Genomic DNA, 13,753 nt, shown 5'->3' on the forward strand with positions numbered 1-13,753 from the left:
GCGTGCCAGGGACGGAGGAGGGCCGGCGGTCGTCTCATTTGCGCAGGCGCCCGCGCGTGCTGTGCTTGCGTGCGTGCGCACCGGCCGCCGCGGCTTTCACCAGCCGCTGGAAGGTGGGGCATTCGGCATGGCTGGGGGCCGGGCAGGCAGCGGCATGGCGCAGGCCCCGGCTCATGGCCTGCAGGCGCTTGATGGTCGCGTCGAGTTCGTCGGCCTTGGCCGCGAGCAACTGCCGGTCGATATCGGGCTCGCCGTTGGCGCCGAACATCGAGCGTATTTCCTCCAGGGTGAAGCCCGCCGACTGCCCGAGGGAGATCAGCGCCAGCTGGTCGAGTATCTGCGGCGCAAAGCGGCGCCGCTCGCCGGGCTGGCCGAGCGATGCGATCAGCCCCTTTTCCTCGTAGAACCTCAGCGTCGATGCCGGCACGCCGGAGCGTTTGGCCACGTCAGCGATATCCACGGAAACCCCCTTGACCTCAAGTTCGCTTGAACTTCTATAGTCGCCTTGAACCCTTCACCGGTCAATCTGAGCGAGGTAATCATGGGACACCTGTTGCACGACATCATCCTGGCCGCCGGAATCGGTATCGGCGCCACCGCGGTCATGGACATCTGGCTGACGTTCCTCAAGTCCAGGGGCGTCAAGACGCTCGACTTCGCCTTCATCGGCCGCTGGGTCGGGCATCTGGCACGGGGCAGGCTGAGGCACGCAGCGATTGCCAAAGCGCAACCGATCAGCGGCGAACTCGCCCTCGGCTGGCTGATGCACTACGTCACCGGCATCGCCTTCGCCGGCCTGCTGCTCGGCATCGCCGGCATGGACTGGGCTCGCAGCCCGACCCTGTTGCCCGCACTGCTGGTCGGCGTCGGCACGGTAATCGTCCCCCTGTTCGTGATCCAGCCCGCCATGGGCGCCGGCTTCGCCGCCGCCAGAACGCCCACCCCGCTGAAGAACTGCATCAGAAGCCTGGCCAATCACGCGGTCTTCGGCCTGGGGCTCTACCTGAGCGCCGTCCTGCTGGCCTGGCTCCTGCGCTGAAGCCGAACACCATCACCCCCCTACTGGAGAGCGAGCAATGAACAAGATCGCAGTCATCTACCACAGTGCCCACGGTCATACCGAATACATCGCCAGCAGCGTTGCCGAGGGAGCCGGCAGCGTTGCCAATACCGAAGTCCAGCTGCTGCAGGCGCAGCAGCTCGCCACGGCTCCGGACGAACTGCTCGGCTTCGACGGCTTCATCCTCGGCTCCCCCACCTACCTGGGTGGCGTGTCCGCCCCGGTCAAGGCCTTCATGGACGCCACCGGGGGCCTGTGGCGCGCCCAGCGGCTGCGCGGACGGCTGGCGGCGGGCTTCACCGTGTCGGCGTTGCCGGCCGGCGACAAGCAGTCGACGCTGATGTCGATGTTCGTGTTCTGCATGCAGCACGGCATGCTCTGGGTCGGCAATCCGATCCTGCCGGAACAGCACCTGGGTGTGCCCTACGACGAAGCGGCCAACCGGCTCGGCTCCTGGTCCGGCCTGATGGCCCAGGCCGAGAAGGCGTCGCCCGCCCAGGCGTTCGCCCCCGGCGACATCAAGACGGCGCGGATGTTCGGCAGGAACTTCGCCGAAACGCTGCACCGTCTGCGCCGCGCTGAGCCGTGCGGCCAGAACCCGGAGGCCGCCCGATGATTCCCAGAAAATACAGCCAGGTCCTGTTCGCCCTGATCCTCTCCGGACTCATGTCGCTGATGGTGTCGGGAATCGCCACCCTGCGCGCCGTGGGGCCGGTTGCCGACTTCGGCGCGCTGTGGATCAGCGCCTGGCTGACCGCCTGGCTGTTCGCCTTTCCGCTGGTGCTGGTCATCGCGCCGCTGGCGCGGCGGGCGGTCGAGTCGCTGGTAGCGAAGCCGTAGGGCACAGCCCGGCGGGATCTGCGCTCTGCTCCAGCAGCACCTCCATGCCGGGCATGGCTATCACCGTCTGCCCCGGCTGGCGCGGACGGTCACGGCGATTCGATCAATTCGGACCAGTCTGCAAGTTGCGGTTTTAAATTGAATGAAATCAACGGCTTGAGAATTGATTGCGGAATGATAATCTCGCCGACAGGCGATATTTCCCTTTCGGGAGGAGTTTTATGAAAATAAAACTATACATTCTCAGGAAGTAGCGTATATTCGCCTCACTGCTTTGCGATTGCCACTTCGATACTCAGTTTGATGCTTCAACGCCTCATCTCCCTGGTTCGTTTTGCTATTAGCTTCTCAGTCTCGGCCTGAATTTTTCAGCGTCGCAGTCTTAATTTACCCTGGAGATACAGCATGTCTACTCGTCAAACTGGTACCGTCAAGTGGTTCAACGATGAAAAAGGTTTCGGCTTCATCACCCCGGCTGATGGCAGCGCCGACCTGTTCGTTCACTACCGCTCGATCGAAAGCGCAGGCTTCAAAAGCCTGAGCGAAGGCCAATCCGTCTCTTTCGTGCCGACCAAAGGCCAGAAAGGGATGCAGGCTGATCAGGTTCAAGTCAACTAAGACGCCTGATTTAAAAAAAGCCCCGCAATGCGGGGCTTTTTTTCGTCTGGAATAATCTGAACCCTGCCGGGAAGAGCAGGATGGACAGAACTTTCTGGAGCACGACCGACCGCCAGCCTGCACTTTGCTGGCGGTCAGCCCGGCAATTGAATCTGTCCCTTTGCTTGTGTGCCTTTATTTGTCGTCAGCCGAGGAAGGCCAGCGGCATCAGCGCAACCCGGCGACGATCTCGAAGCTGCGCAGGCGGTGTTCGGGCTGGTAGATGTCGCCGGTGAAGATCAGCTCGTCGGCGCCGGTCTGCTCCAGCAGCACCTCCAGGCGGGCGCGCACCTTCTCCGGTCCGCCGATCACCGCCAGGCCGAGGAAGTCGCCCACCGCCGCCTGCTCGCGGGGCTGCCAGCGGCCGGCCATGCTCTGCACCGGCGGGCGCAGCACCAGGCTCTCGCCGCGCATCAGCGCCAGCACGCGCTGGTAGGCGGTGGTGGCGAGGAACTCGGCCTCCTCGTCGCTCGGCGCGGCGATCAGCGGCACGCCGACCATGGCGTAGGGCCTGTCGAGCGCCGCCGAGGGCTGGAAGTTGTCGCGGTAGATGCGCAGCGCCTGGTGCAGGTAGCGCGGCGCGAAGTGCGCGGCGAAGGCGTAGGGCAGGCCCATCTGCGCCGCCAGCTGGGCGCTGAACAGGCTGGAGCCGAGCAGCCAGAGCGGCACGTTGCTGTCCACGCCGGGCATGGCGATCACCGCCTGCCCCGGCTGGCGCGGACCGAGCAGCATCTGCAGTTCGGCGACGTCCTCGGGGAAGTCGTCGGCGCTGCCGCTGCGCTCGCGGCGCAGGGCGCGGGCGGTCTGCGGATCGGCGCCCGGCGCGCGGCCGAGGCCCAGCTCGATGCGCCCCGGATAGAGCGCGGCGAGGGTGCCGAACTGCTCGGCCACTACCAGCGGCGCATGGTTGGGCAGCATGACCCCGCCGGAGCCCAGCTTCAGGGTCGAGGTGCCAGCGGCCAGATAACCGAGCAGCACGGCGGTCGCCGAGCTGGCGATGCCCTCCATGTTGTGGTGCTCGGCCACCCAGAAGCGCGAGAAGCCGAGCCGCTCGGCGTGCTGCGCCAGCGCCAGCGAACGGCGCAGCGCCGGTCCCGGGCCGACGTCGTCGTCGCGTAGCGGCGCCAGGTCGAGGATGGAAAACGGGGTGGTGGACAGCTTGCTCATACAGCCTCCAGAAGTCGTCCCAGCTTTATGGGGGCGGATGGGGGAAAGGCAAGGCTGGGGGGAAGCGCAGGAATCAGGGACAGGCCACGGTTTCGCCAGCCGCAGGGTGGGCAACTGCCGCAGGCATTGCCCACCTTGGAGGTTGTGCCCGGCACCGCGGTAGAAAATCGCTGCGCGAGTTTTCTACCCTACCTGCGCGACACAGCCCGCTTTGCGCGGGCCGTGTCGTTATTGCAAACGGGCGCGCAGACCTACTTCAGCATGAACCCGGCAAAGAACTGGCTCAGCTCGGCATGGGCATCGAGCGGCAGGATGTTGGCGATGTGCTGGTCCGGACGTACCACCACCATGCAGCCCTGCGCCCGGTCGATGCCGCGCTGCGCGAAGACGTCGTGCGCCGCGCTGGTCTGGAAGACCTTTTCGTAATCGCGCAGGCCGTACTTGCCCTTGGCGGGCCAGAGAAAGTCCGGCAGGGCGTCGATGGCCAGATCCTGCTGCTGGAACACCGCGTAGACATCGATCACCGCGTCGACATCCGCCCCGGCCGGGGTGTACTGCTTCACCGGCGAGCTGTCCGCGTTGGCCAGGAACTCGACCAGCCTGGCCGACTTGGAGGTCGCATCCAGCGGGCTGGGCGCATCGGCGAAGATGAAGATGCGCCAGCGGCCATCGGCCTTGTTCAGGTGCCCCAGATGCACCGGGCAACCATCCGCCACGCGCACGGCCTGGGCGGAATGGAAGCGCTGCCCGATCGGGAAGCCGGTCGCCAGCGCCTGGTGCGCATGCCCCGTGCACAGCCAGGATTCGTCGTAGCCGATCGAGGTGCCGGCGATGAAGCCGTTCTGCCGGGCGATGAACTTCTCGATCTCGGCAGTGCTGGTCTTCGCCGCGGTGGCGTCCTTGTTGGCGCGGGTGGCGACCAGCGCCGACATTTCGCGGTCGGCGTTGATCAGCATGAAGGCCACCTTGCGGCGCTCGGTGGCGTAGGTCTGCAGCAGTTTCGGCTGCGCCTTGCCCTGCAGCACCGCCGCCAGCTTCCAGCCCAGGTTGAAGGTGTCCGGCAGCGAGGTGTTCAGGCCCCAGCCGCCTTTCGGGCTGTGGGTATGGCAGGCGTCGCCGGCGACGAAGGCACGCGGAATCAGGTTGTCCGGATTGCCCACCGGGGTGTCGTCGAAGCGCTCGGCCACGCGCTGGCCGACTTCATAGATGGACCACCAGGCGACTTCCTTCACGTCCACCTGGTACGGATTCATGATCAGCTTGGCCTTGGCGATGACGTCATCGACGCTCATGTTCAGCTGCGAAGCCCGCTGATCCTTGCCCAGCAGGTCGAGCTCGACATACAGGCGCACCAGATAGCCGCCCTCGCGCGGCACCAGCATCACCGCGCCGTTGTCCTTCGACTGGATGAAGCTCTTCACCCGGATATCCGGGAAGTCGGTGGCCAGCAGCACATCCATCACGCCCCAGGCCTTGTTGGCCGAGTCGCCCTGCAGCTCGATGCCGAGGTTCTTGCGCACCGCACTGCGGGCGCCATCGCAACCCACCACGTAGCGGGCCTTGATGGTTTCGACCTTGCCCGACTGGCCGGCATCGTTGCGCTCGAAGGTCGCGGTGATCGGATAGGCGTGCAGATCCTGGGTCAGGCTCTGATCCACCACCAGCTCCAGCAGGCGGCGGTTGTAATGCGGCACCAGATGGGTGACCGAATGCGCCATGCCGTCGAGCAGGATGTCGTGCAGGCGCGCCTGGTTCACCACGCAGTGGGTGAACTCGGACAGCCCCAGCCGCGCATCCGGCACCTTGTGGGTGCGCTTGATGTGCTGCGGATTCTGCGCATCCGGCTCCCAGAAGGCGTTCTGGTGCAGCTGGTAGGCTTCCTTCGCCAGCAGCTCGCTGCTGTTGAAGGCTTCCATGATTTCCATGGTGCGGCAGGAAATACCATCCGCCTGGCCAAACAGCATGGGCCCGGACTTCTGCTCGACGATGCAGGTCCTGATATCGGCAAAATCCGCCAGCTGCCGCGCCAGCGCCAGACCCGCCGGGCCACAACCGACGATCAGCACATCGACCTCTTTCGGCAGATCGACCATCGGCGGCGGCGCTGCAGGCTCACGCGCTGCATCGGGAATCTGGTAGTTGCCGGGCTTGAAGCCGTTCAGATGGTATTGCATGAGCAGAATCCTCTTGTCGTTGTTGTCGACTGAGCGCACGTCAGGACGCCGTTACGCTGTTTTGACACTGAGCAACAGCATAGGTCGACAAGAGACACTGCCGTGTCCCCTGAAAATGGGGACACGGGGTGGGGGAGTGGTTTGCCGGTAGCGAATCACTGGCCCGGTCCGGAACAGGGCACCGGGATTGCTGGAAAACCGCTGCGCGAGTCTTCGCCCCTGCGCCTGAACCCCAGACGCTCCGCGTCCAGCCGCGGGAGCGGCCGGTGCGCTAGAATCGCCGCTTTTGCGCACTCAGGGAGTACAGGGAAGTGATCGAGGCAAAAGTCGAGGCGTACATCGCGCGCTGGGGTGGCGGGATCAGTCATGGCGGCAACGAGCGCGCCAACCTGCAGATGTTCGTCACCGAGCTGTGCACCCTGCTCGACCTGCCGCAGCCCGACCCGGCCGGCGCGCAGCGCAGCGACAACGCCTACGTGTTCGAGCGCAGCGTCACCGAGCTGTTCGCCGACGGCGGCAGGACCACCCGCTCGCTCGACCTCTACCGGCGCGGCTGCTTCATCCTCGAAGGCAAGGACACCGGCAAGCAGACCGGCAGCGACGGCTGGGACGCCGCCATCGACAAGGCGCGCAAGCAGGCCGAGAACTACGCCCGCGCCTTGCCGGCCGAGGAGGGCCGCCCGCCGTTCGTCATCGTCGTCGACGTCGGCAAGTCCTTCGCCCTGTACTCCGAGTTCAGCCGCTCGGGCGGCAACTACGTGGCCTTCCCCGACGCACGCAGCCACAAGATCGCCCTGGAGAAGCTGCGCGATGCGGACACCCGCGAGCTGCTGCGCAAGGTCTGGCTGGAGCCGCTCGGCCTCGACCCGACCCGCTACGCCGGCAAGGTCACCCGCGCCATCGCCGACCAGCTCGCCCGGCTGGCCAAGTCGCTGGAGGACAGCGGCCACAGCGCCGAGCAGGTCGCCGGCTTCCTGATGCGCTGCCTGTTCACCATGTTCGCCGAGGACGTGGAACTGCTGCCGGCGCGCGGCTTCACTGAGCTGCTGGAGCGCCTCAAGACCAAGCCCGAATCCTTCTGCCGCCAGCTGCGCAGCCTGTGGCAGACCATGAACAGCGGCGGCTTCGCCCCGGCGCTGGATGCCGACGTGCTCAGGTTCAACGGCGGGCTGTTCGCCGCCGCCGAGGTCATCGAGCTGAACGCCGAACAGGTCGAACTGCTCGCCCAGGCCGCCAAGGCCGACTGGCGCTACGTCGAGCCGGCGATCTTCGGCACCCTGCTGGAGCGCGCCCTCAACCCGCGCGAGCGGCACAAGCTCGGCGCCCACTACACCCCGCGCGCCTACGTCGAGCGCCTGGTGCTGCCGACCATCATCGAGCCGCTGCGCGCCGAATGGGCGGACGTGCAGGCCGCGGCGCTGACCTACAAGCAGCAGGGCAAGGAGAAGGAAGCGGTCGCCGAGATCCGCGCCTTCCAGCACCAGCTGTGCCAGACCCGCGTACTCGACCCGGCCTGCGGCAGCGGCAACTTCCTCTACGTCACCCTCGAACACATGAAGCGCCTGGAGGGCGAGGTGCTGGAAGTGCTCGGCAGCCTGGTCAAGTCCGGCTCCTTCGAGCTGGAGGGCCTGACCGTCGACCCGCACCAGTTCCTCGGCATGGAGATCAACCCCCGCGCGGCGAAGATCGCAGAGATGGTGCTGTGGATCGGCTACCTGCAATGGCACTTCCGCACCTACGGCAAGGTCAACCCGCCCGAGCCGGTGCTGCGCGACTTCCACAACATCGAGCACCGCGACGCGCTGATCGCCTACGACGCCGTGGAGCTGGTCACCGATGAAAGCGGCAAGCCGCTGACCCGCTGGGACGGCATTAGCTACAAGCCCAGCCCGATCACCGGCGAGCCGATCCCCGACGAGGCGGCGCAGGTCGAGCAGTACCGCTACCTCAACCCGCGCAAGGCCGAATGGCCGCAGGCGGATTACATCGTGGGGAATCCGCCGTTTATCGGTGCCTCCACCATGCGCCGCGCCCTGGGCGACGGTTATGTGGATGCGGTGCGCGGCACCTGGCCGGAAGTGCCAGAGTCGGCGGATTTCGTCATGCACTGGTGGCATATCGCGGCGGAAAGCGTGCGTGCCGGTAAGGTGCGGCAGTTCGGCTTCATCACCACCAACAGCATCAAGCAGACTTTCAACCGCCGCGTGATCGAAACCCAGCTCGGTGCGAAAAATCCGCTGGTGCTAGCTTTTGCCATTCCCGACCATCCGTGGGTGGATGCGACGGACGGCGCGGCGGTACGCATTGCAATGACCGTTGGCGCGAACGATGCCGAGGAAGGGCGTTTGCTAACCTCACTCGACGAGCGAGAAACCGACAGTGATGAGCGCCATGTCACATTGGCGGAGAAGCGTGGCGTCTTACACGCAGACTTGCGCATGGGTGCCAACGTGGCCGCCGCCGCAGCGCTTGGAGCCAATCGCGGTATCAGTGTGAGAGGTTTGGTGCTGATGGGGGCCGGGTTCGTTGTTGATGAGCAACAGGCAGGGGAGCTTGGCCTGGGTCATGTTGTGGGGGCTGAGAAAGTCATTCGTCCATACAGAAATGGCAAGGACATCACGGACAAACCGCGCGGTGTATTTGTACTCGATGCGTATAGTCTCTCGCGGGATCAACTTCGGGAGCTTCATCCTGCCGTGTATCAATGGCTTTTAGAGCGCGTCAAGCCTGAACGCGATCTGAATCCTCGCCCTGGTCGCCGTGAGAACTGGTGGTTGTTCGGAGAGCCTAATCCACGCTTGCGGGCGAGTCTCGCTGGATTGCCGCGGTTTATCGTGACCTCCATGACGGCGAAGCATCGGACTTTTCAATTTCTGAATCAGGGAATTCTTCCAGATCAAGGGCTGGTCTCCATTGCACTGCCGGGCGCGAAGTCTCTTGGTGTTCTGTCGTCTCGCGTGCATGTCTTGTGGGCGCAGGCCACGGGCGGCCGCCTCGGCGTTGGCAATGACCCTCGTTACAACAATACCCGCTGCTTCGAAACCTTCCCTTTCCCCGACACCACCCCCGAGCAACAGGAGAGGATCCGCAGCCTGGCCGAGCAGCTCGATGCCCACCGCAAGCGGCAGCAGGCGATGTTCCCCGAGCTGACCCTGACCGGCATGTACAACGTGCTGGAAAAGCTGCGCACAGGTGAGGAGCTGAATGCCAAGGACAAGGTCATCCACGCCCAGGGCCTGGTGTCGCTGCTGCGCGAGCTGCACGACGAGCTGGACCGCGCGGTGTTCGCCGCCTACGGCTGGGACGATCTGGCCGACCGGCTGGTCGGCCTGCCCGGCGCCACCACGCCGCTGGCGGACAAGCCGGAAGAACAGGCCGAGGCCGAGGAGGAACTGCTGCGCCGGCTGGTCGAACTCAACGCCCAGCGCGCCGCCGAGGAAGCCCGTGGCCTGATCCGCTGGCTGCGCCCGGACTACCAGAACCCCAACGCCAGCACAGCAGCCGCGCCGCAGCAGGCCGAAGCCGAGCTGGAAACCGATGGTGAGGTTGCCGCCGCGCCGGCCGCCAAGGCCAAGAAGCTCGCCTGGCCCAAGGGCATGCGCGAGCAGATCGCCACACTGCGCAGCACCCTCGGCAGCGAGGCCATGACCCTGGAAGACCTGACCGCCCGCTTCACCGCGCCGCAGAAGACCACCCCGCTGATCGCCGACGCCCTGGCCGCGCTGGAGGAACTGGGCATGGCCTACCGGGAGGAGGGGCGTTACCGGTTTGCCGGTTGAGGGGGCGGCGGGCAGGAAGCCGGGTAGGGTAGGTAACTCGCGCAGCGATTACCTGCCTGGCTGGCCGCACCGTGGGTAACGGCAGAAGATCGCTGCGCGAGTCTTCTACCCTACGCCTTTAAGCGCCCGCATCCTTCAACAGCACGGCCTTGCTGTAATCCAGAAACTCGTCCAGATGCTTCTCGATGATCGCCACGGTGATCGGCAGTTGCAGGGCCTGGTAGTCGTGCACGGCGATGTTGCGAAAGCCGACCATGCGCTTGAGGCTGTCGGCCAGCGCGGCGTCGATCCAGCTGCCTTGGGCGAGCAGGGTGAACACGTCGCGGGCGCTTTGCGGCACGCCGAGGCGTTCGCGGCGGATCAGGTGCTGGCCCATGTCCAGCGCGGCTTCGCAGGCGCGCTGGATGTTGAGGATGGCGGCGTCCTGGCGGGTGTAGTCGGTGGCGAAGGTGTCGGGGCCGCGCTGGTATTCCTCGCGGGCGCGCTTGACGCAGCGCTCGATGGTCGCCGCCTTGTTGATCAGTACGTCATCGGCCATACACGGTTCCCTCCTTGCCAATGTCGGCCAGCAGCCCGGCGCGGGCGCTGTCGAGTGCGGTTTTTTCGCTGAGCACGGCTGCTTCGTAGATTGCCGCCTGAGCATCCTTGGCCCACCAGCACTGGCCGGTGGTGACGATCTGGTATTGCATGACGGTACTGGCGGCGCGCAGGTCGAGCAGGTCGACGGGGCAACCGGCGAGGTCGGCCAGGTCGCCGGACAGGTTCCACAGCTCCAGCGGTTCGGCATAGCCGGCCACCAGCACGGCGAGGTCGAGGTCGCTGTCGGGGCGCGCGGTGCCCTGGATGCGGCTGCCGAAGGCGTACACCGCCAGCAGGTTCGGCACCCGGGCTCGCAGGGCATGCAGGATGGCTGCGCGGTTCATGCCTTACTCCTTCCCATAATTCACCACCGACAACAACCTGATCGGCACCTTCACCAGCTGCTCCGGCCCGTGCGGCACTTCGCCGTCGAAGGTCAGGCTGTCGCCGGGTTGCATGTGGTAGAGCTGGTTGCCGTGGCGGTAGACCAGTTCGCCTTCCAGTAGATGGAGGAACTCGGTGCCGGGGTGGGAGAAGGTCGGGAATTCCTCGCTGGCGTCGCCCATGTCGACCATGTAGGCCTCGAAGTTCTTCTTCGGGCCGCGCACGTGGTTGAGCAGGTGGTAGGTGTGGCCCTTCTCGGTGCCGCGGCGGACCACTTCCATGCCTTCGCCGGCCTTGACCAGCAGCGCGCTGCCGCCCTGCTGGTCGTACTGGCTGAACAGCTTGGACATGGGCATGCCGAGGGCGTCGCACAGGCGGCTGAGGGTGTCGAGGCTGGTGGAGACCTGGGCGTTCTCGATCTTGCTGAGCATGCCCTGGCTGATGCCGGCGATGCGCGCGACGTCGGCGATCTTCAGTTCCTGGGCCAGGCGCTGGCGCTTGATCTGCATGCCCAGGTACTGCTCGAGCTTGAGGCGGTGCTGGCTGTCGGCGGTGTCTTTCATGCGTCGCTGCACTTTTTCAGTTCAAGAATTTAATTTTCGCACCAAGAATGTACGGCGCGGGGCCGGCGTTCGGGCTCCCGGTGCGACGCTTTCGCGTTATGAAAGCATCTTTCCCATATAGATAGAAGGATTCGGGCCCCGGCGTGGGCTGGCGCTTGACCTGGCTCAGGTTGGCAAGCTGTTTGCATTTCCCTTGGTGAAAGTAAATTTCCCTTGCGGAATAGACAGCCTGCAGCCGAGGAGCCCACCGCCCATGTTGCCCAGCGAAACCCAGAAAATCATCGACCAGCACGGCATCAGGTACGTGCTGGCGCAGTTCGTCGACATCCATGGCGCCGCCAAGACCAAGTCGGTGCCGGTCTGCGGCCTGGAGGCGGTGGCCGAAGCCGGCGCCGGCTTTGCCGGCTTCGCGATCAGCGGCATGGGCATGGAGCCCCACGGTCCGGACTTCATGGCCCGCGGCGACCTCTCCACCCTGACTCCGGTGCCCTGGCAGCCGGGCTACGGCCGGGTGCTGTGCATCGGCCACGTCGACGGCCAGCCGTGGCCCTACGACAGTCGCTACGTGCTGCAGCAGCAGGTGCAGCGCCTGGCCGACAAGGGCTGGACGCTGAACACCGGCCTGGAGCCGGAGTTCAGCCTGTTCCGCCGCGACGCGGCCGGCACCCTGCAGCTGGTCGACGCCTCCGACAACCTCGACAAGCCCTGCTACGACTACAAGGGCCTGTCGCGCTCCCGCGAATTCCTCGAGCGGCTGACCGAGGCGCTGCAGCCGGTGGGCTTCGAGATCTACCAGATCGACCACGAGGACGCCAACGGTCAGTTCGAGATCAACTACACCTACAGCGACGCCATGACCTCGGCGGACCGCTTCACCTTCTTCCGCATGGCCGCCGGCGAGATCGCCAACGAGCTGGGGATGATCTGCTCGTTCATGCCCAAGCCGGACCCCAAGCGCGCCGGCAACGGCATGCACTTCCACCTGTCGATCAGCAGCGCCACCAGCAAGAACCTGTTCCACGACGCCAGCGACCCGAGCGGCATGGGCCTGTCGAAGCTGGCCTACCACTTCATGGCCGGCCTCTTGGCCCACGGCCCGGCGCTGTGCGCCTTCGCCGCGCCGACGGTCAACTCCTACAAGCGCCTGGTGGTGGGCCGCTCGCTGTCCGGGGCGACCTGGGCGCCGGCGTTCATCACCTACGGCGCCAACAACCGCTCGGCGATGGTGCGCATCCCCTACGGGCGCATCGAGTTCCGCCTGCCGGACGCCGGCTGCAACCCCTATCTGGTGAGCGCCGCGATCATCGCCGCCGGCCTCGACGGCATCGACCGCCAGCTCGATCCGGGCCAGGTGTGCAACGAGAACCTCTACAAGCTGAGCCTGGAGGAGATCGCCGCGCGCGGCATCCAGACCCTGCCGCAGAGCCTCAAGGAGGCCTGCGACGCGCTGGAGGCCGACCCGCTGTTCGCCGAAGTGCTCGGCCCGCAGATCGTCGGCGAGTTCATCAAGCTCAAGCGCATGGAGTGGGTGGAGTACAGCCGCCACGTCTCCGACTGGGAAATCCAGCGTTACACCGAATTTTTCTGACCCGCTTCGGGCCGTCGCCCGCGTGGGCGGCGGCCATCTGACTCCGAAGGAGAGTGAACATGTGTGGAATCGTAGGTCTTTACCTGAAGAACCCGGCGCTGGAATCCCAGCTCGGCAAGCTGTTCGAGCCGATGCTGCTGGCCATGACCGACCGCGGTCCGGACAGCGCCGGCTTCGCCATCTACGGTGACGAAGTGAAGGACGGCTGGGTCAAGCTGACCCTGCAGAGCACGGTCGGCGAGTACGACTGGAAGGCGCTGATGGGCGCGCTGGAAGGCCGCCTGGGCTGCTCGCTGGACTGGTTCCAGAACGCCAGCGCCGCGGTGCTCAAGGTCGCCGCCGAGGAAGCCGTGGTGCGCACGGCGCTGGCCGAGCTGGCCCCGGACGTACGCATCATGAGCGCCGGGCAGAGCATCGAGATCCTCAAGGGCATGGGCCTGCCGGTGGAAATCGCCCAGCGCTTCAAGCTGGCCAACATGAAGGGCAGCCACATCATCGGCCACACCCGCATGGCCACCGAGAGCGCGGTGACCATGGAGGGCAGCCACCCATTCTCCACCGGCGCCGACCTGTGCCTGGTGCACAACGGCTCGCTGTCCAACCACTTCCGCCTGCGCCAGGAACTCCAGCGCAAGGGCATCGCCTTCGAGACCCTCAACGACACCGAGGTGGCCGCCGGCTACCTGACCTGGCGTCTGCGCGAGGGCGACTCGCTGAAGGAGGCCCTCGACCATGCCCTGGAAGACCTCGACGGCTTCTTCACCTTCGCCATCGGCACCCGCAACGGCTTCGCGGTGATCCGCGACCCGATCGCCTGCAAGCCGGCGATCCTCGCCGAAACCGACGACTACGTGGCCATGGCCTCCGAGTACCAGGCACTGGCCAGCCTGCCGGGCATCGACAAGGCCAAGGTCTGGGAACCCGAGCCGGCGACCATGTACATCTGGGAAAAGACTGCCTGA

The 13,753-nt window shown here is 65.7% G+C and carries 13 protein-coding genes; 7 read left to right on the top strand and 6 right to left on the bottom strand.

The window, feature by feature from the left end; translation table 11 throughout:
- Positions 1 to 34: 34 nt before the first annotated feature.
- Positions 35 to 460, bottom strand: a complete 426-nt coding sequence (locus SK095_RS20285) for a helix-turn-helix domain-containing protein (RefSeq protein ID WP_320547305.1) — start codon at positions 458 to 460, stop codon at positions 35 to 37.
- An 81-nt stretch (positions 461 to 541) separates the two neighbouring features.
- Here SK095_RS20285 and SK095_RS20290 point away from each other — a divergent pair, with 81 nt between their 5' ends.
- From SK095_RS20290 to SK095_RS20305, 4 genes are all read left to right on the top strand, one after another.
- Entirely contained in the window at positions 542 to 1,039 is a 498-nt protein-coding gene (locus tag SK095_RS20290; protein ID WP_320547306.1) for a DUF2938 domain-containing protein, read from the top strand.
- A 37-nt stretch (positions 1,040 to 1,076) separates the two neighbouring features.
- On the top strand, positions 1,077 to 1,676 hold the full coding sequence (locus tag SK095_RS20295; RefSeq protein ID WP_320547307.1) for a flavodoxin family protein: 600 nt from the start codon (positions 1,077 to 1,079) through the stop codon (positions 1,674 to 1,676).
- Complete coding sequence (locus tag SK095_RS20300) at positions 1,673 to 1,900, top strand: DUF2798 domain-containing protein (protein ID WP_320547308.1); 228 nt, start codon at positions 1,673 to 1,675, stop codon at positions 1,898 to 1,900. Before SK095_RS20295 ends, SK095_RS20300 begins: the two co-directional genes overlap by 4 nt.
- A 405-nt stretch (positions 1,901 to 2,305) precedes the next feature.
- A complete protein-coding gene (locus SK095_RS20305) occupies positions 2,306 to 2,518 on the top strand; it encodes a cold-shock protein (RefSeq protein WP_320547309.1) in 213 nt (70 codons plus the stop codon).
- Between the two features lie 207 nt (positions 2,519 to 2,725).
- Here the strand turns inward: SK095_RS20305 and SK095_RS20310 are convergent, their stop codons facing one another.
- Both SK095_RS20310 and SK095_RS20315 read right to left on the bottom strand, forming a co-directional pair.
- Complete coding sequence (locus tag SK095_RS20310; protein ID WP_320547310.1) at positions 2,726 to 3,724, bottom strand: LLM class flavin-dependent oxidoreductase; 999 nt, start codon at positions 3,722 to 3,724, stop codon at positions 2,726 to 2,728.
- 251 nt (positions 3,725 to 3,975) lie between these two features.
- Positions 3,976 to 5,898: an FAD-dependent monooxygenase gene (locus tag SK095_RS20315; protein WP_320547311.1), complete on the bottom strand. Its 1,923-nt coding sequence runs from the start codon at positions 5,896 to 5,898 to the stop codon at positions 3,976 to 3,978.
- A 311-nt stretch (positions 5,899 to 6,209) separates the two neighbouring features.
- On the opposite strand from SK095_RS20315, the gene SK095_RS20320 reads away from it, so the two are divergent.
- Positions 6,210 to 9,677, top strand: a complete 3,468-nt coding sequence (locus SK095_RS20320; protein ID WP_320547312.1) for a class I SAM-dependent DNA methyltransferase — start codon at positions 6,210 to 6,212, stop codon at positions 9,675 to 9,677.
- A 118-nt stretch (positions 9,678 to 9,795) separates the two neighbouring features.
- Here SK095_RS20320 and hepT read toward each other — a convergent pair whose 3' ends face one another.
- Genes hepT through SK095_RS20335 form a run of 3 tightly spaced genes read right to left on the bottom strand, consistent with a single transcriptional unit; the run spans position 9,796 to position 11,203 of the window.
- A complete protein-coding gene (gene hepT / locus SK095_RS20325; RefSeq protein WP_320547313.1) occupies positions 9,796 to 10,215 on the bottom strand; it encodes a type VII toxin-antitoxin system HepT family RNase toxin in 420 nt (139 codons plus the stop codon).
- Positions 10,205 to 10,600: a type VII toxin-antitoxin system MntA family adenylyltransferase antitoxin gene (gene mntA / locus SK095_RS20330; protein WP_320547314.1), complete on the bottom strand. Its 396-nt coding sequence runs from the start codon at positions 10,598 to 10,600 to the stop codon at positions 10,205 to 10,207. The genes hepT and mntA overlap by 11 nt, the downstream gene beginning before the upstream one ends.
- Before the next feature lie 3 nt (positions 10,601 to 10,603).
- On the bottom strand, positions 10,604 to 11,203 hold the full coding sequence (locus SK095_RS20335; protein ID WP_320547315.1) for a helix-turn-helix domain-containing protein: 600 nt from the start codon (positions 11,201 to 11,203) through the stop codon (positions 10,604 to 10,606).
- 253 nt (positions 11,204 to 11,456) lie between these two features.
- Between SK095_RS20335 and glnT the strand changes: the two genes are divergently transcribed.
- Together glnT and SK095_RS20345 are read left to right on the top strand one after the other, a co-directional pair.
- The gene (glnT, locus tag SK095_RS20340; RefSeq protein WP_201487154.1) at positions 11,457 to 12,791 is read left to right on the top strand and encodes a type III glutamate--ammonia ligase; all 1,335 of its coding nucleotides are present in this window, start codon (positions 11,457 to 11,459) and stop codon (positions 12,789 to 12,791) included.
- A gap of 59 nt (positions 12,792 to 12,850) precedes the next feature.
- Positions 12,851 to 13,753, top strand: a complete 903-nt coding sequence (locus SK095_RS20345; RefSeq protein WP_320547316.1) for a glutamine amidotransferase family protein — start codon at positions 12,851 to 12,853, stop codon at positions 13,751 to 13,753.

The organism is Pseudomonas sp. AN-1 (assembly GCF_034057115.1).
Taxonomy (GTDB): Bacteria; Pseudomonadota; Gammaproteobacteria; order Pseudomonadales; family Pseudomonadaceae; genus Geopseudomonas.